General features: G+C 48.5%; 15 protein-coding genes. 12 read left to right on the top strand and 3 right to left on the bottom strand.

Features of this window, described 5'->3' with window-relative positions; genetic code table 11:
- Positions 1-94: 94 nt before the first annotated feature.
- The 12 genes from QM717_RS13480 (at position 95) to QM717_RS13425 (ending at position 22,352) form a co-directional block, all read left to right on the top strand.
- Positions 95-2,059 (top strand): tetratricopeptide repeat protein, encoded by a 1,965-nt coding sequence (locus tag QM717_RS13480; RefSeq protein WP_415038121.1) that lies wholly within the window; start codon positions 95-97, stop codon positions 2,057-2,059.
- Positions 2,056-2,817 carry a LytR/AlgR family response regulator transcription factor gene (locus tag QM717_RS13475; protein ID WP_415038119.1) on the top strand — a complete coding sequence of 254 codons (762 nt, stop codon included), beginning with the start codon at positions 2,056-2,058 and terminating at the stop codon, positions 2,815-2,817. Before QM717_RS13480 ends, QM717_RS13475 begins: the two co-directional genes overlap by 4 nt.
- 106 nt (positions 2,818-2,923) lie before the next feature.
- On the top strand, positions 2,924-5,131 hold the full coding sequence (locus QM717_RS13470) for a T9SS type A sorting domain-containing protein (protein ID WP_415038118.1): 2,208 nt from the start codon (positions 2,924-2,926) through the stop codon (positions 5,129-5,131).
- Positions 5,132-5,158: 27 nt separating this feature from the next.
- Entirely contained in the window at positions 5,159-7,564 is a 2,406-nt protein-coding gene (locus QM717_RS13465) for a T9SS type A sorting domain-containing protein (protein ID WP_415038116.1), read from the top strand.
- A gap of 74 nt (positions 7,565-7,638) precedes the next feature.
- Entirely contained in the window at positions 7,639-10,056 is a 2,418-nt protein-coding gene (locus QM717_RS13460; protein WP_415038114.1) for a T9SS type A sorting domain-containing protein, read from the top strand.
- A gap of 288 nt (positions 10,057-10,344) precedes the next feature.
- The gene (locus QM717_RS13455; protein ID WP_415038112.1) at positions 10,345-13,248 is read left to right on the top strand and encodes a T9SS type A sorting domain-containing protein; all 2,904 of its coding nucleotides are present in this window, start codon (positions 10,345-10,347) and stop codon (positions 13,246-13,248) included.
- A 113-nt stretch (positions 13,249-13,361) separates the two neighbouring features.
- Positions 13,362-15,998 carry a leucine-rich repeat domain-containing protein gene (locus QM717_RS13450; protein ID WP_415038111.1) on the top strand — a complete coding sequence of 879 codons (2,637 nt, stop codon included), beginning with the start codon at positions 13,362-13,364 and terminating at the stop codon, positions 15,996-15,998.
- A 2-nt stretch (positions 15,999-16,000) separates the two neighbouring features.
- On the top strand, positions 16,001-18,703 hold the full coding sequence (locus QM717_RS13445; RefSeq protein WP_415038109.1) for a T9SS type A sorting domain-containing protein: 2,703 nt from the start codon (positions 16,001-16,003) through the stop codon (positions 18,701-18,703).
- 17 nt (positions 18,704-18,720) lie between these two features.
- Positions 18,721-18,999, top strand: coding sequence for a hypothetical protein (locus QM717_RS13440; RefSeq protein ID WP_415038107.1), 279 nt, complete (start codon positions 18,721-18,723; stop codon positions 18,997-18,999).
- A 52-nt stretch (positions 19,000-19,051) separates the two neighbouring features.
- On the top strand, positions 19,052-21,631 hold the full coding sequence (locus QM717_RS13435) for a T9SS type A sorting domain-containing protein (protein WP_415038105.1): 2,580 nt from the start codon (positions 19,052-19,054) through the stop codon (positions 21,629-21,631).
- 108 nt (positions 21,632-21,739) lie between these two features.
- Entirely contained in the window at positions 21,740-22,024 is a 285-nt protein-coding gene (locus QM717_RS13430) for a hypothetical protein (protein WP_415038103.1), read from the top strand.
- Positions 21,969-22,352, top strand: coding sequence for a hypothetical protein (locus QM717_RS13425; RefSeq protein WP_415038101.1), 384 nt, complete (start codon positions 21,969-21,971; stop codon positions 22,350-22,352). Before QM717_RS13430 ends, QM717_RS13425 begins: the two co-directional genes overlap by 56 nt.
- 194 nt (positions 22,353-22,546) lie before the next feature.
- Here the strand turns inward: QM717_RS13425 and QM717_RS13420 are convergent, their stop codons facing one another.
- The 3 genes from QM717_RS13420 to prfH form a co-directional block, all read right to left on the bottom strand.
- Complete coding sequence (locus tag QM717_RS13420; RefSeq protein ID WP_415038099.1) at positions 22,547-24,742, bottom strand: B12-binding domain-containing radical SAM protein; 2,196 nt, start codon at positions 24,740-24,742, stop codon at positions 22,547-22,549.
- Between the two features lie 93 nt (positions 24,743-24,835).
- Entirely contained in the window at positions 24,836-25,363 is a 528-nt protein-coding gene (locus QM717_RS13415) for a tetratricopeptide repeat protein (RefSeq protein ID WP_415038097.1), read from the bottom strand.
- Complete coding sequence (prfH, locus tag QM717_RS13410) at positions 25,350-26,042, bottom strand: peptide chain release factor H (RefSeq protein ID WP_415038096.1); 693 nt, start codon at positions 26,040-26,042, stop codon at positions 25,350-25,352. Before prfH ends, QM717_RS13415 begins: the two co-directional genes overlap by 14 nt.

Here is a 26,042-nt window from a genome sequence, read left to right as displayed (position 1 = left end):
CAAATTCTAACCCAAAACCGACGAATTCTCATTGGCCCTATTTTTTGCCTAAACTTCCTATATATTTGTTGCAGTTAACTTTAACGACTGCATTTTGGAAAATAGATACCTGACCCGTTTGCTGTGTATGCTGCTGCTTGGCGCGAGTACGTTCTCGCAGGCCCAGCAACCCGTGATTGACAGTTTGAAACGCGTGTTACAGGTAACCCAAACCGACACGGCCAAAGTCAACCTCTTTAATGCGCTGGGGCATCAATTTCGCGAGACCAATCCAGACTCGACCCGATTCTATGCTGCCAAAGCGCAACAACTCGCACAGCAAAGCCACTACAATTTCGGTATCGCCAACGCCTACCTCAACAAAGGAAATGCCCAGGTCATCCTGAGTAATTATCCGGCCGCACGACAGGATTTCCTGCAGGCACAAAAACATTTCGAGACACTGCTCGCCTCGCCCTCCGGAATAGCAATCAACCGCATCAAAAACGGATTGGGGCGTGCTTATGCTAGTGCCGGTGTGGTTTATTCGGAAGAAAACGATTATTCGCGTTCGCTCGAAAATTATTTCAAGGCGCTCAAAATCTACCAGCAGATCGGGCAAAAGCCGAGCATTTCCAAAATCTACAACAACATCGGCATCGTTTACAAATCGCAGGAACATCTGCAAAAAGCGCTTGACTATTTCCAAAAGGCGTTGCAAATCCAGCATGAAACGGGCGAACAGAGCCAGGCGGTAACGCTGACCAATATCGGGGTGATTCATTTCGAAATGGGCAACAATGCCAAGGCTTTGGAATACTACCAAAAAGCCCAGAAATTCTTCGCCACCATCGATAACAAAAGGGGTTTTGCCTTATTGCAGAATTATTTTGGCGACTATTACAAAAAGAACAACAACACGGCACTGGCGTTGCAATATTACCACCAATCGCTGAAGCTGTATGGCGAAATGGACAACAAATTCGGTATCTCGCTGGTGCATTACAGCATGGGAGAATTGTATGTTAAAGAGCGGAACTACCGGGAGGCTTTGGCGTCAGTCGAACAATCGCTGGCGTTGGCCAAAGCCATCGGTACGCCCGACCAGATCAAGGAATCGGAAAAATTACTCAGCGAAATCTACACGGCATTGGGCGACCAGGGCAAAGCTTTCGAGCACTACAAATCCTACATCAAGGTCAAGGAAGCGCTCGAGAACGATGAGAACACCAAAAAGTTCGTGCGCGCCGAAATGAACTCGGAATATGAAAAGAAAGAAGCGCTGCTGATCGAACAAAACAAACGCCAGCAACAAATGACCTTATTCCTGATCATTGGCGGTCTATTGTTGCTTGTCTTGATTTTCGTGACCTACAACCGTTTGCAGATCAAACGCCGTCTGACGCTGCAAAAGGAAGTCGCCGAATACGAACAAAAAGCGTTGCATTTGCAGATGAACCCGCATTTCGTGTTCAATTGTCTCGGGTCGATTTCGAGTTTCATCGTACAGAACGGTACCGATTCGGCGATCAAGTATTTGTCGAAATTCTCCAAACTGATGCGACTGACGCTCGAATATTCGAAAGGTTCCTTGATCCCGATCGACAAAGAAATCGAAGGCTTGCAGAATTACCTCGAACTCGAACAGTTGCGTTTCAACAAGAAATTTGAATTCGTCATCACCTCGAGCCCGGACATCGAGGACGACATGGCGCTGCCGCCGCTCTTGATCCAGCCGTTTGTCGAAAATGCGATCCTGCACGGCATGGTTCCCAAGGAAGGCAATGGTTCGATCGAAGTGAATTTCGACATCCAACACAACAAATTCGTCTGTACGATCACCGACGACGGCATCGGGTTCCAGACCTCAAAGACGATGAAGGAAAACTCGGTCAAGGCGCACCAATCGATGGCACTCGAAATCACCAAGAAAAGACTAGAGATGATGGAAGCCACGACTTCGGAATCGGCCAACGTCACCATTGAAGAAATCACCAATACGGCGGGCGAACCGGCGGGCACCAAGGTCGTCATTTCGCTTCCGATCCAATACACATCAGATACAAAAATCAGGATATGATTACAGCCATACTCATCGACGACGACCAACATTTGCGCGAAGGCATGAAAAGCATGCTCGACCGTTATTTCCCAGAAATTGCAATCATCGGCGAGGCCGAAAGCGTCAAGACGGGCATTGTCGCCATGGAAAAATACAAACCGCAGGTCGTGTTCCTCGACATCCATTTGAGCGACGGAACCGGTTTCGACATTTTGGAGGAAGTGGTCCGGACGCATGGCAAAACCTCGTCGCACATCGTATTTATTACGGCACACGAGCAATATGCTTTGAAGGCTTTTAAATTCAGCGCGCTCGATTTTCTCTTGAAGCCCGTCGATCCCGAAGAATTGCAGAAAACCGTGGCCAAGATCAAGGAAACCCTGGAGAAAAACAATTCGTTCGAGCACATCGATCTGTTGCTCGAAAACATCCGCAAGAAAGTGGACAATTTCAAAAGAATTGCCCTGTCGACTTCGGATGGGATCCATTTGTTTGAGATTTCGGACATCATCCGTTGCGAATCGCAGGACAATTACACGAAGTTTTACATCAAGAACCACAAACCGCTCCTGATTTCGAAAACATTGAAAGAATATGAGGAATTGTTGGGCGAACATGGGTTCGAGCGCATTCACCAATCGCATTTGATCAATTTGTCCTACCTCAAATCCTACATCAAGAACGACGGCGGTTATGTGATCATGGCCGACAACACGAACATCCCGATTTCGCAGCGCAAGAAAGAGCGGCTGCAGGATTTGATTAAGGCGCTGTAGCGAATTCTAAGTCGGAGACACCGAATTCTAAATGGCGTAAAAAAGCAGCCAGCACTTGGGTTACATTTATCATCGAATTGCACAACAAACACCAAAACAACGGATTATGAAAAAACTGTACTTCTTCCTCATGCTCCTCCCCGGATTTGCACTGGCGCAGATCATCAATATTCCCGATCCGGCGTTTAAGTCCATGTTGTTGTCTTCTGGTTTACAAAATGTCGCATACAACAGCGACGGTCTCAGTTTAACGCTCGATAGTGATCACGATGGCGAAATTTCGGTACAGGAAATCCAAAACGTAGATCAGCTCGACGTCAGGGTAGGCGGAATAAGCGATCTTACGGGTATTGAATTTTTCAACAATATGACATTCCTGCTTTGCAGTGAAAATTCGCTTACGACTTTGGATGTGAGCATGCTGGGCAACCTCGAACAACTTTACTGCAAGAACAACAGCCTTACAAGCTTGATCATCAATCCCAATCTTCAGACCTTACAGGCGCAGAATAACCTGCTCACTTCGTTGGATTTAACCAACCATTTGGTTCCGTTTGTTGCCGTTTTGCTGGACGATAACTTATTGACGAGCCTGACCGTCCATTCGGTGGAGTGGCTGCGTGTGAGCAACAACCCGATTACGACGCTCAATCTTACCGGTCAATTCAATGACCTGCAGATTGCCTTTACCCCAATGACCACGCTCGACCTGAGCCAGGCACAGATTACCCAAAACGGCCGACTGTTGTTTTATGACACGCCGCTCCAGTTCTTGAACCTTAAAAACGGTTATGACGAAAGCGGTAATTTTGATCTGACCGAAGTCAGCAACGAGTCGGTTGCCAATTTATACATCTGCGCCGATGAAAATGAAATCGCTGGTTTGAATGCGCAAATCGAATCGGTCCCGGTAGACAACTGGATGATCGGATCTTATTGTTCGTTCACTCCGGGCGGCTATTACAACACCATCAGCGGTACTGCCCATTTTGATTCCAACAACAATGGCTGTGACAGTGAAGACATCCAATGTCCGATGTTCAAGGTAACCATTGATGATGGAAACGAAACCGGCACAGCATTTACCAACAACTTGGGCGTATATCATTTCTTTACGAATGATGGCGAATTTACGCTTACGCCGGCCATCGAAAATGCAGCCTGGTTTAACTTTAGCCCGCCTAATGCTACGGTCAATTTTCCATCGAATGATCATTTGACGGCCACACAGGATTTCTGCATGACCGCCAATGGCGTGCACCCCGATGTGGAAATCGCCATTGTGCCTTTTGTCGCGGCGCGCCCGGGTTTTGATGCGGTTTATAAAATCGTTTACAAAAACAAGGGAAACCAAACGCTTTCGGGGAATGCCGTGTTTTTTTACGAGGAGCCGTTGCTCGATTTTGTCTCGGCTTCTCCGGCACCGGACCAAGTGCTTGCGGGTTCCATCGGGTTCAATTACACCAACCTGCTGCCGTTTGAAAGCCGCACGATTATGGTGACGCTTGGGGTCAATGCACCTACCGACACCCCGCCGGTGAACGATGGCGATTTGTTGCATTTCACCGCGCTGATCAACCCGGCTTCAGGAGATGAAACCCCGGCGGACAATAATTTCGCCCTGACCCAAATGGCGGTCAATTCGGTGGATCCCAACCACAAAACCTGCCTCGAAGGCGAATACATCGACCAGGAAATGATTGGCCATTACCTGCACTACAACATCAGTTTCGAGAATGTCGGTACGGCCGATGCGATCAATGTCGTGGTCAAGGACATTCTCGATTCGAATAAATTTGACCTCAGTACCTTGCAGATTTTGGACAGTTCGCATCCGATGCGCGCGCAACTGAATGGCAACAAACTGGAATTCATTTTTGAAAACATCAACCTGCCGCCTTCAAACCTCGATCCGATCGGCGGACACGGCAACGTATTGTTCAAGATCAAGACCTTGGCTACGCTCCAAATCGGCGACATCGTAACCAATACCGCCCATATTTATTTCGATTACAACCATCCGATCGAAACCAACCAGGCACGTACGGCATTTTCCACACTCAAGGCGCAGGAATTCACAACCGACAAAAGTGTACAAATCTATCCGAATCCGGCTAAAAACAGGATCACAATCAAAGCGCAATCGGCGATCACAAACGTTTCGCTGTTTGATGTACAGGGACGCGTGATTGAAACTAAAATCGGAAATCATCCGAACATGACACTTGATGTTTCCGGCAAACAAAACGGTCTCTATTTGCTCAAAATCACGACCGAGCAAGGAACCAAAGTCGAGAAAATCGTCAAAGAATAAATTTCCAAAGCAAGCAAAACAAACACCATGAAGAAAGCATTACTCCTATTACTACTGATCACCGGATGGGCCAACGCGCAAATCATCAACATTCCGGACGCCAATTTCAAGGCAAGATTGCTGGCGGCTTCCCCGAGCACCAATATTGCTTCGAATGCGGAAAATCCGTCGAGCAACATCAACTGCACCATCGACACCAATGCCAATGGAGAAATTGAAGTAGCAGAAGCCGCGCTGATCACCAGGCTTTACATCAATAACTGCAATATTTCGAGCATAGAAGGAATCGAGTATTTTGTAAACCTCAAGGTTTTGCATGCGTATTCCAACCAGATTTCGGTATTCGACCTCAGCAATTCCCCGAACCTGGTTACGATCTACTGCTCTTACAACAACATTTCGCATCCTTTGGATTTGAGTGTTTTCCCGAACCTGCAAGGCGCCTACATTAACCACAATCACATTCCATCGCTAAACTTGAGCGGATTGAGCAACCTGAAGAACCTGATGTGTGAAGTGAATGATTTTACGCAAATCGATCTCTCTGACCTGACCAACCTCAAGTATCTTCACACGAACCATGGCGATTTGACGACACTCGATGTAAGCAACTGTACCCTATTGGAAACTTTGGAATGCCAAACCAACAGCATTACTTCGTTGATTCTGGGCAACAACCCAAACCTGTTGACCATCAATGCCGGAATCAACAGCCTCACCTCGGTTGACCTTTCGGGATGTCCCAACCTTAATAATGTATCACTTGCTTACAACCAGCTTACTTCGGTGGATGTTTCGGCAAATAACAAACTGACCATTTTCGGTGTGAACTACAACCCGCTGACGACGGTTGATGTTTCCAACCTGACCCTGTTGCAAAGTTTTGGTTGCGGCGGGCCTTTGCTCGAAACGGTTTACATGAAAAACGGCCGCAATGAAACGTTCAATCTCACTACCAGTCCGAACATTGATTTCATTTGTGCCGATGAAGGCCAACTTGCCGCGGTACAAACCGAAGTCAACACCGATGGAAATGCGACGGCTGTCGTGAGTTCGTATTGCAGCTTCTTTCCTGGCGGCGATTACAACACCATTACCGGGCACATCAGTTTCGACCTCGACAACGACGGTTGTGACGCCAGCGACATCAACGCCGATTATTTGCGCGTCAACATTGCCGGGCCAAGTTCGGAAGCCACTTACATCAACGGTTCCGGAAACTATACTTTTTATACCGGCGTGGGCAACCATACCGTGACGCCGCAACTCGAGCAGCCTACCTATTTTAATGTTTCGCCGGTATCGGCTACGGCCAATTTCCCGTTGCTCGACAATTCGACAATCGTTCGTGATTTTTGCCTGACCGCCAACGGTTACCATCCCGACATGGAAATCGTGTTGCTGCCGTTGCTCAATGCACGGCCGGGATTCAACGCGCATTACCAACTCGTTTACAAGAACAAGGGCAACCAAATCATGTCGGGTCAGGTGAGCGTGGCTTTTCAAGGCGACCGGTTGGATTTTGTTTCGGCCAGCGTCGCAACGTCTGCACAGACCGACAATTTATTGACCTGGAACTACAGCAACCTGCTCCCGTTCGAAGTGCGTACCATCGATTTCTGGTTGGCTGTCAATGACCCAACCGATGCGCCACCGGTCAACGAAGGCGACATCCTGCACTTCAATGCGGGCATGAATTTCCTGTCGGATGATCCGACGCCCAACGACAATTATTTCATCCTCAACCAAGTGGTCACCAATGCGCTCGACCCGAACGACAAGACCTGTCTCGAGGGTGAATTCGTGACGCCTGAAAAAATCGGCGAATATTTGCACTACAACATCAATTTTGAAAATATCGGGACTACCGAAGCGACCAATGTGGTCATCAAAGACCTCATCAATACAGACCAATTCGATCTTTCGACTTTGCAAATCATGTATGCCTCGCATCCAGTGCGCGTGCTGCTGACGGGCAACAAGGTGGAATTCATTTTCGAAAACATCAACCTGCCGCCGTCCATCACCAACCCAATTGGCGGGCATGGCAATGTATTGTTCAAGATCAAGACCTTGCCGACACTCGAAGAAGGCGACATGGTGACCAATACCGCACACATCTTTTTCGATTACAACCATCCGATCGTGACCAATGAGGCACGGACGACCTTCAATACGCTCAAACGCAGCGAATTCAAAACCGATGCAAGCGTGGTCGTCTACCCTAATCCGGCCAAGGGATTGGTATCGGTACAAGCCAAAAGCAACATCCAAAACATAGCCGTTTTTGATGTGCAGGGACGTCTTTTACAGACAGCCATTGAAAATAAGAACACAACCACATTGGATCTTTCCCAACAATCCAATGCCATTTATTTCCTCAAGATTACGACTGCAGACGGAATCAAGGTGGAGCAAATCATAAAGGAATAAGTCAAAGCAAAATGTTAATCACCCGAAGTACGGTTTCATTTCGAAATCTGTACCCCGGAAAAAAACCAACCATGATGAAAAAGATACTACTCCTACTGCTGCTGTTGGCCGGGTCGGTCAGCGCACAGATTATCAACATCCCCGATCCGATCTTCAAGACGGCTTTGCTTACTGCGAACGCATCGGATGACCAATACGAAGCCGTGGCGATCGGTTTCGACTACCTGCCGATGACACTCGATGCCGACAGCAGTGGCGAAATCGAACAAAGCGAAGCCGATGCGGTGTACATGCTCAACCTAAAAATGCTTGGCATCAACAACCTGCAGGGCATCCAAAGCTTTACCAACATGCGCAGCATCAACGCCAACAACAACAACCTGACCACGATCAATGTGGGCGGATTGCAGTTCCTGCGCTACCTGACCCTCAACAACAACCAACTGGGCGCACTCGACATCACGACCTTGCCCGCGTTGGAATGGATCGAATGTGGCAACAACCAGATTACCGCGCTCGATGTTTCGCAAAATTTACTGCTGGCCGGAATCCAGTGCAGCGGCAACGCGATCACTTCGCTCGATGTGACCATGCTGCCCAACCTTGCGTATTTGTATTGCCGTTCGAATGCCTTGACAGCGCTCAATTTGTCCGGGTCGCCGCTACTCAATACTTTGGATTGCGGTTTCAATACGATTGGATCACTCAATTTCTCAAACAACACCGGATTGATTTATCTGGACACCACGGGCAACCCGGTCAATACACTTGACGTGACAATGCTTGTCTTGCTCGAGACCTTTCATGCCGGCAGCAACAATCTCAGCACGTTGGATGTGTCTACATTGTCCAAGCTCAAATTATTGTACCTGGCCTCGAACAACCTCACGACGCTCGATTGCAGCAACAATCCGTTGCTGGTCGATTTGTATACGTTCTCGAACGGGATGCAGACCTTGTACATCAAGAACGGATCGATCGAAAACAACATCATCAACGGACAGGTTTTTTTAGGCAATTCGCTGCAATACATTTGTGCCGATGACGCACAGATCGATGCGATCGCGACTGCCTTGGCCGATGCAGGGCTGACCACTGTGGTCAATTCGTATTGCACATTTACGCCGGGCGGCGACTACAACACGATTTCGGGAACCTTTACTTTTGATGCCAACAACAATGGATGTGACGCTTCGGATGCACACCAGCCGTTCATCAAGGTCACCATCGACGATGGAAATGAAACCGGATCGGCGTTTACCAACGCCAGTGGAAACTATTCCTTTTTGACCCAGGCCGGCACTTTTAACTGGGCTCCCGATATAGAAAATGCGGCTTTCTTTAACTTTACGCCGGCCAGCGGCTCGGTCAATTTCCCTTTGGTAGACCAGAGTGTTTCGGTACAGGATTTCTGTATTTCGGCCAATGGCGTCCACCCGGATTTGGAAATCGCCATCGCCGCGCTCGGCCAGCCAAGACCAGGTTTTGAAACGCGTTACAAAATCGTCTACAAGAACAAGGGCAACCAGACACTTTCGGGTTTGGTATCGTTCCAGTTCAACCATCCGCAGATGCAATACATCAGCTCGACGGTGCTGCCCGATACGCAATTGCCCAATTCGCTTGGCTTCAATTTCACGAACATCATGCCTTTTGAAAGCCGCGAGATCATTGTGACGCTGCGCACCAATACGCCTTCGGAAACGCCTCCTGTAAACGCCGGCGATGTGCTCAATTTTGTGGCTCAGGTAGTGGCTACGCCGGGGCTTGACGAGTCGCCATTGGACAACATCTGCAACCTCGCGCAGGAAGTGGTCAATGCTTTTGACCCGAACGAAAAAATCTGTCTCGAAGGCGAATATGTCAATGTTTCCGAGATTGGCAAATACCTGCACTACAACATCAATTTTGAAAACGTCGGAACCGCCGATGCGATCAATGTCGTGGTCAAGGATGTAATCGATCCGACAATGTTCGACATCAGCTCGTTGCAGGTGCTCAACAGTTCGCATCCGGTGCAGGTCAGCGTACGCGCCAATACGGTCGAGTTTATTTTTGAAAACATCAACCTGCCGCCATCGGCTACCCATGCGATCGGCGGCCACGGCAATGTACTGTTCAAGGTCAAGACGCTTGAAACGCTGAGCAACGGCGATATGGTGGCCAACGATGCCGATATTTATTTCGATTACAACCACCCGATCGCAACCAATGAAGCCCGCACGACATTCGCCACATTGGCCCAGGCCGTTTTTACCAAAGACCAGAGCATCGGCATTTATCCGAACCCGGCCAAAAATACGGTCCACATCAAGGCAAATTCTGCAATCCAAACGGTGACGCTGTTTGATGTGCAAGGACGTATTTTACAGACTGCTATCGCCAATGCCCCGGCTACAACGCTCGATATTTCAGACAAACCGAAAGGCATTTACTTTATCAAGATTAGTACGGAAACGGGAAGCGCCGTCGAAAAATTGGTCAAAGAATAACCGCTCCCAAGTTGGTTGTTTAATGCGGGTAAAATTTTTATCCGCATTTTTTTATGGACTGGTAGGGTTTTCCCAAAAACAACTGTTTTGTAACAAATTGGCCATTGCGGCTAGACAAACATCATTTCACAAACACGCAAGAAAGCAGTAGAAAAAGTTGGTTAGATAATATTAGGGGCTTTCATTAATTGGGTGTGTGCGGATGCAGTTTGATAGTACTGCATCCGCATCTTTTTTAGGGTTTTATCACTCGGAAATGTTATCTTTAAATAGCAAACTACTACGGTCATGAAAAAATTGTTACTCCTTTTCCTGTTGTTTACCGGATTCTGCAAAGCACAGATCATCAATATTCCCAATCCCGACTTTAAAGATATGTTGGTCAATGCCGGCCCCAACGATTGGATCGCTTTTACCTCGTTGGCCGAAGACGCACCTGCTGTGGTCATCGACACCAACCAGGACGGTCAGATCCAGACGACCGAAGCGGCATTGATCGTCAAGCTCAATTTGGAAAACCACAACCTGCAAGGCGGCATTGTGGGCATCACTTCATTTGTGAATCTCGTGGACCTCAATATGGATTTTTGCAACCTGGTCTCGGCCGATGTGAGCAATATGCCGAATCTTAAATTCCTGAGGGTGCGCGAAAATGATGACCTGGCCAATTTGAACGTGACCGGAAATGCACAGCTCCAAGAAATCGATTGCACGTATGCTTTCGAATTGACTGCGCTAGATTTGACGGGACTGACCAACCTTAAAAAATTAACCGCCAATCGTTGCAACCTCACCAGCCTTAATCTTTCGCCGGTGCCCAACCTCGAAATGCTCGGCGTACATACCAACCAACTCGGCGCGCTTGATGTGAGCGTGACCCCAAATCTTAAATCATTAAGTTGCAGCAACAACCATTTGACAACGCTCAACGTCAGTTCGCTTACACAACTCGAATCCTTGGATTGTTCAACAAACAACCTGACCACACTCAACCTTGGAACCATCAGCAATTTAACAATTCTGGGCTGCAGCAGCAATCAACTGACCAGTTTAAATCTGAGTTCATTGGACAACCTGACCCGCCTGGGTTGCGCCGAAAATCCATTGGGTTCCATCAATTTGACGCCATTGGTCCACCTGACCGACCTGGATTGCTCGGGCAACCAGCTCACGACACTCGATTTGTCTTCGCAAACGCAACTCGAAATGCTGATCTGCAGTTCCAACCAATTGACGACCTTGAATACTGCTCCATTGATCAACATGGGCCATTTGAACATCAGTTCCAATTTGTTCTCGGCCATTGACCTCTCGCCTATGCCAGCCCTGGGCCATTTCAATTGCGGCTACAACCAATTTATGGCTTATACTTTTCCGGCGGACAATGTGATCCAGGAATTCTATTGTACGGGAAACCCTGGTGCCATTCTCGATTTGGCCGGACTTTCTGATCTCGAGGATTTGAGGTGCGGCGGTGCCCAACTGACGTCGATTATCTCGACCCAGCCCAATCCCGTTTATATGATGCGCGTGGAAGATTCGCCTTTGCTCACCACGTTCGATTCAAGCAATTTGGTCGATTTGCACGAAGTGAACTTTGGCGTCAATGCCCTGCAGGCGCTTGACATTTCCCAAAATCCCGGAATCATGATCAATTCGTCGGATCCGTTCAACGACCTGACCTACATCAATGCCAAAAACGGTCACGACGACAGTTTTGGCTGGGGTCTTTTAGGAGCACCCAACCTCGAATACATTTGTGCCGATGAATTCGAAATGACGGAACTGGCACTCGATTTCCCAGGCGTTTCGGTCAACTCGTATTGTTCGTTTGTTCCGGGCGGGCTCAACAATTCGATTTCGGGTAACATCATTTTCGACGGCAACAACAACGGTTGCGGATCGGGTGACGCGCCCTTGCTGTTTACGCGTTTCAACGTCACGCATAATTCCGAATCGGGTTCAGCCTTCTCGAATACCACCGGAAATTACGCCATCTTTACACAGGACGGTTCCTATACGTTGACCCCGATTGTCGAAAATGGTTCGTTCTTTACTTTTTCCCCGCCTTCGGCAACGATTACTTTTGCGGCGGTCAACGGACAGACGTTCATGCAGAGTTTCTGTGTGACGCCCAATGGCATTCACGCCGATGCAGAAATCATGATCGTACCATTGGGTGCGGCACGTCCGGGGTTTGACGCGCATTACAAACTCATCTACAAAAACAAGGGCAACCAAGTCCTCAACGGAAATATCGTATTGACTTTCGACGACACACGCACCGATTTTGTTTCGGCCACGCCTGCGATCAACAGCCAATCCGTCAACACGCTTTCGTGGGGTTACAGCAATCTGGCACCGTTCGAGGTGAGAAGCATCGACTTTACGATCAACCTCAACGGCCCGATGGAAACCCCGCCGCTCAACGATGCCGACATCCTCGATTTCAATGCCGATATGGTTTTTGTGATCCCGGATAATGCGCCGTTTGTGACTTCGGCCCAGTTGCACCAGATCATCGTCAATTCGCTCGACCCGAACGACAAGACCTGCCTAGAAGGCAATACGATTTCGCCGGACATGATTGGCGATTATGTGCATTACAACATCAATTTTGAGAACATCGGCACGGCACCGGCGCAGAATGTGGTCGTCAAGGACGCGATCGACACGAGCAAATTTGAAATCGAGACGTTGCAGGTTACCTATGCCTCGCATCCCGTAGAGACAAGGGTCAATGGAAACATCGTGGAGTTTATGTTCGAGAACATCAACCTGCCCGGCACTTCGGGCCAGAACAAAGGCAACGTCGTGTTCAAGATCAAGACCAAGCCGACTTTGGTTTTGGGCAATTCGATCTCGAACAAGGCCGAAATTTTCTTCGATTACAATTTCCCGATCGAGACCAACGCGGCGACCTCGACTTTCTCCTTGCTCAAGAACGACGAATTCAAAACCGATGCGACGATTGGCATTGCCCCGAATCCGGCGAAAAACAAGGTCAATGTCAAAGCCGATTCGAACATCAAATCTATACAGCTTTTTGATGGCCAAGGCAGGATTTTACAGACTTCGACTCAAAACAACCGCGAAGTTTCGTTCGACATTTCGGGCAAGAGCAACGGTGTCTATTTCTTGAAAATCACTACCGAAAAAGGAACCAAAACCGAAAAGCTGATCAAAAACTAAATTCAAGTACTTTTTTGTTTGCAAACGGACGGTTTCAGGACTGTCCGTTTGTTTTTTAAGTAGGGTTTCGACGGCCGACTTTGTTATATTCACCAGAACCAAAACAAATTGATATGAAGAAATTACTACTCCTCTTTTTATTGGCTGCCGGATTTTGCCACGCCCAGATCAATTTTCCCGATCCGCAGTTTAAAAATGCCGTGCTGCATGCGGCGGCTTATACCGAAACCACAGGCGGAATTCCCGTAAACGTCGACGCCAACAACAATGGAGAAATCGAAGTCAGCGAAGCGTTGCTGATCAAACGCATCAGTTTTGATGCGCTGAATTATTTCGATAATGCGACCGGAATTGAACAATTTACCAATCTGGTGGAACTCGGGTTTGACAGCCAAACCATCGTTTCTGTCAATCTTGCGCCTTTGGTGCAGTTGGAAAAACTGCGGTTCTTTGGTTGTCCGTACCTGGCCTCGCTCAACCTGTCCACGTTGACCAACCTCAAGGAATTGTACATGCCGCATTGTTATGCGGTAGGGTCGCTCAATGTTTCGAACAAACCCAATTTCACGAGCCTGATTGCCTATGCTTGCGAACTGAATGCACTGACGATGAACAACGTGCCCAATCTAAAGGAACTCGTTATTTTTGACAACAACCTTACTTCGTTCAGTTTTTCGGGCTTCCCCAATCTGGAGACCTTGGATTGCAGCAACAATCCATTCGCTTCCTTTGAGGTATCGATGCTGACGAATCTAAAAAAGCTGTATTGCAACAACATCGGTTTCAGCACGTTGAACGTGGCTCCGCTGACCCAATTGAACGAACTGGGTTGCTGGGGCAACAACCTCACCGCGCTCAATGTTGCGCCATTGACCCAATTGACGAGCCTGGACATCACAGGAAATCCGATCACTGCCATGGACTGGAATTCCATGCAGAGCATGAAGCACCTGACGTGTTTTGGCACGATGCTGCCTTCGGTCGATGTTTCGGTGATGCCCAATATTATTTCGTTGTGGTGCGGGTCGCAACAGATGACCACATTGACGTTGAATCCGTTGCTCAAAACGCTCTACATCGATTCTTCGCCAATTACCGCTTACAATTTCAACAGTTTACCGCTGCTGGAAATCTTGAGTGTGGGCGGCAGCGGCATCACCACCCTTGATGTGTCGGGTTGTCCTTTGCTCAATGACCTTGCCCTGATTAGCAATCATCAATTGGAATATGCCAATATCAAGAACGGGCGCCACATGAATTTCCTGACCATTTCCCACAATCCGAACCTCACGATGCTGTGCGTGGAAAATTACGACACCTGGTTGCAAGGTTACCTGGCCGGCGAACCGCAAGGCAACAGCGAATATCTGCAGGTCAACTCCTATTGCTCTTTTACGCCGGGCGGTGTGTACAACACCATTTCGGGGCAATTGGTTTTCGACGACGAAAACAACGGCTGCGATGGCAACGATCCGTTCTTCAACAACGCCTTGTTGTCGCTTTCGGATGGCAGCAGCACGTATACGACATCGGTCAACGAATCGGGTTACCGTTTTTACCGACAAACCGGGAATTTTACATTGACACCCAATCTCGAAAACCCGCAGTATTTTAATGTTTCGCCTGCTTCGGCTACGATCAATTTTTCACAGGCCGACGGGCAGGTCGCGATGCAAAATTTCTGTGTCACCGCCAATGGCGTGCATCCCGATGCCGAAATCATGATTGTTCCGTTGGGTACGGCACGTCCGGGTTTTGATTCGCAATACACCCTCATATACCGAAATATCGGTAACCAATCCCTCGACGGCGGCATTACTTTACAATTCGACGATGCCACTATTGATTGGATTTCGGCCAGCCCGACAGTCGATTCGCAATCCTCGGGAACCTTGTACTGGCAATTTTCAGATTTGCTTCCGTTTGAATCGCGCTGGATCGATTTTACGGTCAACCTCAATGGCCCAATGGAAACCCCGCCGCTCAACCAAGGCGACATCTTGCATTTCTCTGCCGACATGGATTACATGATTCCCGATGTGGCGACCATGCACGCCAATGCGGAACTCAACCAGATCGTGGTCAATTCGCTCGACCCGAACGACAAGACCTGTCTCGAAGGCAACACGATTTCGCCTGAGATGATCGGCGATTATGTGCATTACAACATCAATTTTGAGAACATCGGCACGGCCGAGGCCATCAATGTAGTGGTCAAGGATGTGATCGATACGACCAAATTCGACCTCAGCACGCTGCAGGTGATTCATGCTTCCCATCCGGTGGTCACGCGCATCGAAGGCAACACCGTCGAGTTTGTGTTCCAGAACATCAACCTGCCGGGCACTGCTGGGGAAAACAAAGGCAACGTCGTGTTCAAGCTCAAGACCCGGCCGACTTTGGTGCTGGGCAATTCGATTTCGAACAAAGCCGAAATTTTCTTCGATTACAATTTCCCGATCGAGACCAACGAGGCGACCTCGACCTTTACGTTGTTGAAAAACGAATCATTCAAGACCGACGCATCGATTGGCATCGCCCCGAATCCGGCCAAGGACCAAATCAATGTCAAGGCCAACTCGAACATCAAATCGTTGCAGCTTTTCGATCTGCAAGGACGTCTCTTACAGCATTCGATCGAGAACAACAGCGAAATCTCGCTCGACATTTCAGGCAAGGCCAATGGTATCTATTTCTTGAAAGTCACCACCGAGAAAGGAAATAAAATCGAAAAAATCATCAAAGAATAACCATGCCGATACCACAGATCATGAAACTCAAGATACACCAACTGCTGCTTTTGGCCTTGCTGTGCTGCAGCGGAATGACCCAAGCCCAGATTGTTTTTGCCGATCCCGATTTTAAGGCGTTTTTACTTTCGTCAAGCACCAGCAATGCTATGGCTTTTACTGCCGATTCAGAATTTGAATCCGTGGCCATCGACGCCAACAACGACGGCGAAATCCAGGAAAGCGAAGCATTGCTCATCACGCGACTGATGCTTTCCTCGTTGCCAAGTTCGATAACAGACGTAGGCGGCATAGAACATTTTACCAACCTGCAGTATATCGAAATCAACGGCGGTTCGTTCCCTACTTTTGACGCCAGCACACTGGTCAACCTGCGCACGATCTACATTACGATGAGCAGCATCGTTTCTATGGATATTTCGATGCTGACCCAACTCGAAACCTTCGCCACCGGCATGGTTTACAGCCTCGAGTCGCTGACGATCGGGTCTTTGCCCAATCTCAAAGTATTGGTTTTGCCTTCGTGCAGCCTTACCACATTGGATTTGAGCGGTGTCCCGAATTTGACGCAATTGGATGTCAGCAACAACCCTTTGGCGCATCCTTTGGTCGTTTCCCATCTTACCGACCTGGTCGATCTCAATTGCAGAAGCACTTCACAGACCGCGCTCAATCTATTGCCGTGCGTGAATCTCCAAAAACTCAATTGCGGCTACAACCCACTGGGCGCATTGAATGTTTCCACCTTGACCAATCTCAAAGAGTTGACCTGCACCAGCAACGGACTGACCGACCTCGATGTTTCGATGCTGACCCAACTGGAAGTATTGTATATCGACAGCAACCCGATCAGTTCGATCAACCTGGCACCGTTGGCCGGAAGCCTCAGGGAGTTGCATTGCTTCCTTACCTTGCTTCCTGCTTTGGATTTGTCGGCGTTTTCCCATTTGGAAAGGCTCAGTTGCGGCAATACAACATCGGCGGTTTTTGCTTCGTTGATGGCTCCCGACAGTTTAAAGGACCTTTCGGTTTATGGCTACACCCAACCCCAACTCAATATCAGCCTGCCATTGTTGGAACGATTAACGGTAGCCATTACGACTTCTTTGCAAGAAATTGATTTTTCGGGTTCCCCGCTGATCAATAATCTTTCGGTATCCAACAACGCAAGCCTGACGTATGTCAATACCAAAAACGGGAATCCCCAAATACCAATGTATTGGATTGACTACAATCCTTTGTTGCAGATGATTTGTGCCAATGAAGGCATGGAAACAACCTGGTATGGAATCACAACTCCCATGTTCGAAAACAACCCGAACCTCGTAGTCAATTCGTACTGTTCGTTTACCCCGGGCGGATTGTACAATACCATTTCCGGAACAATCAGGTTTGACAACGGGAATGACGGTTGCGATGCCAACGAACCGGTTTTCAGCAATACCAAGGTGACGATCAATGACGGCTTCCAATCCGGAGCGGCATTTACCAGTCCTACCGGCACGTATACTTTCTTTACCCAGGCCGGCGATTTCACGCTGACACCCGAAATTGAAAACCCGTCATACTTTAATATTTCGGCTACACCGGCCACAGTTCATTTTGATGCGGCCAACAGTTTGAACACGACAGTCGATTTTTGCGTGACTCCCGTCGGTATCCATCCCGAGGCAGAAATCACGATTGTCCCGATCGGGCAGGCACGTCCGGGTTTCGATGCGCATTACAAATTGATTTACAAAAATACCGGTAACCAAACGCTGAGCGGCTGGGCCTCGGTGACTTTCGATGATGCCCGGACAGATTTTGTTTCGGCTTCTTCCGGTGTCACCCAAACCGGGAATACGCTGGCCTTGGGCTATGTGGCGCTTGCGCCGTTTCAAACCCGGAGCGTCGATTTCTCGATCAACCTCAATTCGCCGATGGAAACGCCGGCCTTGAACCAGGATGACATCCTTGATTTCTACGCCGTGCTTCATTATACCGATGCCCATGCCAATGTCGGCAACCTGTCCGAAGCATTGCATCAGGTGGTTGTCAATTCGCTTGACCCGAACGACAAGACCTGTCTCGAAGGCAACACCATTTCACCCGACATGATTGGCGATTATGTGCATTACAACATCAATTTCGAGAACATCGGCACGGCCGAGGCCATCAATATTGTGGTCAAGGACGAAATCGATGCGGCGAAATTCGACATCAGCACGCTGCAAGTGATGTATGCCTCGCATCCGGTAACGACACGGATTGTAGGCCACCGCGTCGATTTTATTTTCGAAAACATCAATCTGCCGGGCACTTCGGGCGACAACAAAGGGAACGTCGTGTTCAAGATCAAGACCAAGCCGACCCTGGTGCTGGGCAATACGATTTCGAACAAGGCCGAGATCTTTTTCGACTACAATTTCCCGATCGAGACCAACGAGGCCGCCTCTACTTTCTCTGTGCTCAAAACCGATGATTTCCAAACCGATGCCTCGATTGCCATTGCGCCGAACCCATCAAAAGGGACGTTCAACGTCAAAACCGATTCGAACATCGAGTATTTGCAACTTTTTGATTTACAGGGCAGAATATTATTATCTTCGAACGAGAATTCGAACGAGATTTCAATCGATCTTTCCAATAGGCCCAATGGGGTGTATTTCCTCAAAATCATTACGCAGAAAGGAGGTAAAATCGAGAAGCTCGTCAAGCAATAACCTTAACACGACATCCGATGAGAAAAATTTTACTCTTTTTGCTTTTGACGACCGGCATCTGTAATGCCCAAATTGTAAACATTCCCGACATCGGATTAAGGTTCAACCTCTCACAGGCCGGCTACGACACCAACGGCGACAACTACATCCAGGTTTCCGAAGCAGAAGCGGTGACCGAGCTGACGTTGCTGTACATCACTGCCGGCTCGATTCATGATTTCACCGGGCTCGAAGCTTTCGTCAATGTGACGACTTTCAATTGCTCGAAACTGGTCCTCGACGGTAACCGATTTTAACCTTTCGGGCATACTGCCGAGTCTGGTAACGCTCAATTGCAGCGGCAGTAGTTTGACGAGTTTGAACCTGAGCGGATTGACGCATCTTGAAAATGTAAATTGCAGCCAGAACAACCTGACGTCCATCAATTTGACGGGGTGTACGAGCCTCAAAACATTGAACTGCAATCAGAATAGCCTGGCGTCTGTTGACTTGACGGACTGCACGAATCTCAAGGAATTCAATTGCACCAACAATATGCTGACGACGATTGATCTCAGCACGGTACCCAACCTTGAAATACTCTCGGCTTCCCAAAATGCATTGGTTTCGGTCAATTTCAACGCAGCACCTGCCTTGAAGATTATTGATTGCAACTACAGCGAACTGACTTCCGTCGATGTAAGTGCGTTGCTGCAATTGGAGGAACTGAGCGTATACAACAACCAGGTCAGTACACTCAATTTAGGGACAAACAGCAACCTCAGGTATCTCGAAGCCAGCGACAATATGTTGACTACGCTCGATTTGACCCCGCAAGCGAATCTCGAATACCTTTCAGTTGGGACCAACCAACTCACGGCACTCAATGTAATTACGCTGACCCATCTCAAGTCGTTTTACTGCAGGGGAAACCAATTGACCGAATTGGATGTAACCAATCTTTTTGAGGTGACCAATTTTGATTGTTCCGAGAACCAACTAACAGCACTGAATCTCGATAATTTATCACAACTGTCCATTTTCGATTGCGTCCAAAACCAATTGGCGGGCCTCGATGTCTCGGGATTGACGAATATTAGTTCGATCAACTGTTCCAACAACAATATTCCCTCATTCGATTTGAATGGACTCAACACCCTGTCCACTTTGATTTGCCTTGAGAATCCGATTGATGCACTTGACATTAGCATGTTGCCCTACCTGTATACGCTTTCTTGCGGGTCCGAAGATCATCCCATTGCCTTGACCATGGGCAACAACACCAACCTTTACACGCTGTTTATCGACAATTTCGCAGCCACCCAATGCGATTTTTCTGCCGCTCCAAATTTGCGTTCCCTGCGGATTGAAGGAAGTTTGCTGACCGATGTGGATGTTTCGATGCTGCTCAAATTAAAAAGCCTGCGCATTTACGATTCGCCCGAACTGACCTACGTCAATGCCAAAAACGGCATGCGCTATTGGAACTATATGAAAATGACCAATTGCCCGAACCTGCATTCGATTTGTGCCAATGAAGACAATGTCGCCCAATTTACCGATTCACATCCGGGTGTAGTGGTCCAGTCTTACTGCACGTTTCTGCCGGGCGGAATCTACAATACCATTTCGGGGACTTTCCTTTTTGATGCCAACAACAATGGCTGCGACGCCAGTGACACGCTGATCCCGATGGTCAAAGTAAAAATCAATGACGGATTCAGCGAAGGCGCCACCTTCCTCAACGCCGAATCGGTCTATAACTTCTACACCGGCGCCGGTAATTTTACGTTGACCCCGGTCATTGAAAACCCATCTTACTTTAATTTTGCGCCAGTGTCGCCGGTTGCTTTCGCTACGAACGCCAACCTGAGCGCCGTACGCGACATCTGCATGACACCCAACGGCATCCATCCTGAAGCCGAAGTCGTGATTTATGCATCGCGGGCGCGTCCGGGCTTCGATACGACTTACGGAATCGTTTACACCAACAACGGAAACCAGATTGTTGACGGTACCATTACATTGACTTTCGACGATGCCCGAACCGATTTCATTTCTTCGTTTCCTGCGGCCACACAAATCGGAAATACGTTGGTGTTTAATTTTTCAGACCTGATCCCATTCGAAAGCCGCCACATCCAATTTAAGTTGAACCTCAACGGCCCGATGGAAACGCCACCTTTGAACAATGGCGACATCCTCGATTTCACGGCCAACATGGATTATGAAATCGAAGGTTCGGCCTACAATTCGAGTTTTGAATTGCACCAGACAATTGTCAATTCATTCGATCCGAACGACAAGACCTGTCTCGAGGGCGAAAACATTTCACCCCAAATGATTGGCGACTATGTGCACTACAACATCAATTTCGAGAACATCGGTACGGCACCTGCAGAGAATGTAGTCGTGAAAGACGTCATCGACACGACCAAATTCGACATCAGTACACTGCAGTTGATCTATGCCTCGCATCCGGTCATGGCTAGGGTTCGCGACAATATCGTGGAATTCATTTTCCAGAACATCAACCTGCCCGGAACCGAAGGCGCAAACAAAGGCAATGTTGTATTCAAGATCAAGACCAGACCCGATTTGGTGTTGGGCAATTCGATTTCGAACAAGGCCGAGATTTTCTTCGATTACAATTTCCCGATCGAGACCAATGAGGCGACCTCTACCTTTACGTTGCTGAAAAACGAATCATTCAAAACCGATGCGACCATCGGAATCGCACCGAACCCAACCAAGGACAAGGTCAACATCAAGGCCCAATCGGCAATCAAATCGGTGCAACTTTTTGACCTGCAAGGCCGATTGTTGCAGACTTCGTTGGAAAGCGGCAAAGAAACTTCGATTGATATTTCAGGCAAGCAAAACGGCATTTATTTCCTCAAGGTAACCACCGAAAAAGGAAGCAAGGTCGAAAAACTGATCAAAGAATAATCCATCCCATTGTATTTAAAAACGGATAGTAGCGACACTATCCGTTTTTTTATGCGTAGGGTTTTCCGCGTCGGGCTTGTTCTATTTGTAGGAACCAAAAATCCAGACATGAAAAAGAACCTCATTAGAATAGCCTTGCTGGCATTGCTTATTTCAGGATGCAACAATGACAATGGCGACAATGAAATCGTCAACAACCCAATCACCAACAACAGTGTCAATGGCTGCGATTCTTCCAATACCATTTTCAACCAATTGTACGCCAATGTGCGCAGCATTGCACCCAATACAGAATACATCACGATGGATTCGGAACTCCATTCCTATTCTTTCGAAAGTGACTTCGCCGGCGACCGTCTGCAAAATCGGTTACCAAAGCCAACCCACTTTTGAAGCCTATCCTTACCTGATAGAAATTGTGGACAATACGGCCGGGGTTACGGTATATTCAGGCAATCTCGCCTTTTCTTCCACTGCAACCGAATATGTTTCGATTGCACCGGTAGCCCTGACGGTCGGGCATGCTTATACCATCAAAAGAAAACAGCAAAATTATACCGGCGACGTAAGCATTTACATCGGGCGCGTGATCGAAAAATCCAACGGCACCCCTTTGGGTTTTCCCTATAACCTGGGTATTTTAAAAATCACAGGATCATCGATTTACGAAGGCATGTCAGACAATTATACATTGCCCTACATCGACCTCGTTTTCGAATAAAAAACGGTTGCTTTTTTTTAGTTAGGTAAGGCGCAGATCATTTGGATTTGCGCTTTTTTATTTTGGGCGTTTCCCTACGGGCAGTCGGCTTGCAGCCTCGTGTCCCTGCGGGCCGCGTTTTCCGTCCCGAAACATCGGGACACGGCACCTTGCTCCAACCGCTAACGCACACGACATTACAACCGGAGCAATGCTTACAATACGAGCAAGCCAAAATCGCGCAAAATATTGATTGGCTTCGAATACCAGAACAATTCGAAATCCTCCAAACCGGTTTCAAAATCGGTCTTGATTTGCTGGAACGTCATCGTTTTGGACCCAGAAACCGAAACCCAATCGAGCATCTTGACGAGCCACTCGCCTTCTGCCTTGTTGGCCTGGACCGTAAAACTTTCCTTTTTGTCGTGGAAAGTCATCGACAGCATGTCCCACGAATTGCCCTTTTTGGTTTTGGTGAAATAGTCGACCGACGGTTTTCCGCCCAGCCAAACAATTTTGGAAGTCGGCTTCATCCCAAAAGTCTCGTCGCGGTGCAAGGCATCGAAAATAAAATCGGGCGCGATTTTCGTTCGCGGAATCTTGAAATCGAACCAATCCTGCAACGGAAAATCGAAACAGATGCTGTGCATGTAATTGAACAGCGACTTCTTGAGCCCGTAACTGAACTGGTCGTGGTCGATCCCGGTCTGGTCGGTATAATTGATGTCGTTGTTGGCAAACGAACCTACGATGTCCGATTCCTTGACCACCCCGAACTTTTCGGGATACATCCCCACCGGGCTGTGCGCCGTCATCGCAAACTGGTGCCAAAACCCCGATTGCAGGATGCCGGCCTCAAACATCTGGCGCACCATTTCGAGACTGTCGATGGTTTCCTGCACGGTCTGCGTCGGATAACCGTACATCAGATACGCATGCACCATGATGCCCGATTCGGTGAAATGGCGCGTCACCTTGGCCACCTGCTCGACCGTCACGCCCTTGTCGATCAGCGCGAGCAATCGATCCGAAGCCACTTCGAGCCCGCCCGAAACCGCGATGCAGCCCGACGCCTTCAATAAAACGCACAAATCTTTGGTAAAACTTTTCTCGAATCGGATGTTGGTCCACCAGGTGATTGTGAGTTTTCGTTTGAGGATTTCGAGCGCGAGTGCCCGCATCAACGCTGGCGGTGCGGCTTCGTCGACAAAATGGAATCCGTTTTGCCCGGTCTGAGCGATCAATTCCTCGATGCGGTCGCACAGCAAACTCGCGGCAACCGGTTCGTACACCTTGATGTAATCGAGTGAAATGTCACAGAAGGTGCATTTACCCCAATAACAGCCGTGCGCCATCGTAAGTTTATTCCAACGGCCGTCGCTCCACATGCGGTGCATCGGGTTGACGATTTCGATAACCGAAATATATTTATCCAAAGGCAAATCGGAATAATCGGGCGTACCGACTTCGGATTGTTTGTAATCCTTGCAAGCGCTGTTGTTGATGTATTCGACTTTACCGTCGACCAAGGTAAATGTGCGCTTGAGTTCGTAGATTTTGCATCGGCCTTCGAGTAATTCAACGAGTTTTTCGACGGGCATTTCTCCGTCGTCGAGCGTAATGAAATCAAAGAATTCGAACACGCGTGCATCCGAAAGCGAGCGCAATTCGGTGTTCGGGAAACCGCCGCCCATCGAGATCTTGATTTCGGGATAGTGCTTCTTGATCCATTGGGCCGAGCGGAATGCCGCGTACAAATTCCCCGGGAATGGTACCGAAACCAGCAACAAGGTCGGTTTGATCGTTTCTATTTTTTGCTGCAAGACCGAAACCAGGATTTCATCTGCATAGGTATAATCTTGCTGCAAGGCTTCGTAGAGTTCGTCGAACGAATTGGCGCTGCGGCCCAAACGTTCGGCATACCGGCTGAATCCGAAATTCGCGTCGATGCATTCCACGATCAAATCGGAAATGTCTTCGAGGTACAAAGTCGCCAAATGCTTGGCCTTGTCCTGTGTGCCCATCGCGCCGAACGCCCATTCGAGTTCTTCGAGTTGGGCAAAGCGAGATGCTTCGGGCAGGAAATCCTCTTGGCAAATCTGCAACGCCAAGGTCGGATTTTTGCCTTGCAGGAAGGCAATCACCGAATCGATCGTACTTAAATAATAGGATTTCAATGCGATGATGCGCTCGGCATTGTCGGACCAATTGCCGTTTTTGGATTCAATCTGCGCGAACAAATCGGCCAGTCCTTTTTGCGAGAAAATCTCCAGGATGACCTCTATACCCAAATCGGCCTGAACCGCGGCGATGCCTTTCGTATTCAGGAAACCTTTGAGGTAAGCCGTCGCCGGATAAGGCGTATTGAGTTGCGTAAACGGCGGCGTGATGAGGAACAATTGGGTTTTCAAATGTCGCAAATTAGGCTACAAAAGTACCAAATAAGATGGACAGTCGCACCGATTGCAATAAAAACAGGCCGCCCGATCGGACAGCCTGTCGCATCACTTGGATTTTTTCTTGCCTTTTTTGGCTTTCTTCTTTTTTTTCTTGGAAAGCTCAATTTTCTTGTCGAGCCGCTTTTCGACCTGTTCCATGAAGTTGAACACCCAATCGTTGATCAGGTGCAGCCGCACTTGCTGGAGCACTTTGCGCGCGGCCTTGAACTCCTGTCTGGTTTCGAAAAGCAAGACTTTATGCCAGAGGATCAAAGGTTTGTCGATTCCTTTGACGGTAAGCGCAAAATCGATGAGCTTTTCGGCTTCGTCATAATCGCCGTTCATGATCAGGGTATCGATGTAGTGCGGATAGATCTCGAGCGCATGGAGGTTGATGCCAAGCGCTTGCTCGAAAAATTCCTTCGCCTTTTCGTAATTGAGCAATTGCTCGGCCTGAACCCTTCCCGAAAGACACAACGCCATCGTATTTTGGGCGTCGTAAGACAATGCATAACCCAATGATTCCGTAGCTTCCCCAAGCGAAAATGGATAGTAATCCATCGCCTGGAACAAGTATTTATCAGTTGTATTCATTGCTTTGTAAATTTTGTTTCATTTTTTTCCGAATCGCCTTGTGGTTCTTCTCGGTTTTGGCCTTCTTGAAATCGGTTCCCGTAAATGTGCGCACCGGATTGCCGCGTTGCACATTGAGTTGGTTTTCCCATTCCTTCCCGACCTGACCTTGCAGTTGCCTGAGGTTCTCGGATTCTAATTTCTGTTTCAAACGTTCGGTAGCCAGTTTCTTGTTCTGGTGCTGCGAACGGCTGTCCATCGCGACGGCTGAAATACCCGTCGGCAAGTGTGTGGCACGAACGGCCGAGCTGACCTTGTTGACATGCTGGCCGCCTGCTCCTGAACTGCGCATCGCCTGATAACGGATATCGGTTTCGTTCATCTCAAATGCCGTCCCACGCTCGATTTCAAAAACCCTGATGAACCAGTTCTTGCGTTTGTGCATCTTGCGGAATTGGCTTTGGCCGATCCATTGGATGCTGCCGATCCACGAGGCTGTAAAATCGGGAACGCCGCTTCCTTTGAGACCAATTGTGGCGGTTTCTACCGTGCCGTTTTCGGTTCCCGCTTGACGTTGCAAAACCGTGGCTTCCAACCCGGATTGCTGTGCTTCGTCAAGCATTTTCTTGAGCACCTGGGCCACGACCCAAGTACATTCCGCGGGGCCGCGCCCGGCTGTGATTTGTATTATTTTTTCCAT

It is taken from the genome of Flavobacterium sp. (assembly GCF_047602195.1).
Lineage (GTDB): Bacteria > Bacteroidota > Bacteroidia > Flavobacteriales > Flavobacteriaceae > Flavobacterium.
The sequence above is the reverse complement of the archived record's forward strand: the minus strand, read 5'-3'. Positions and strand labels throughout refer to the sequence as shown.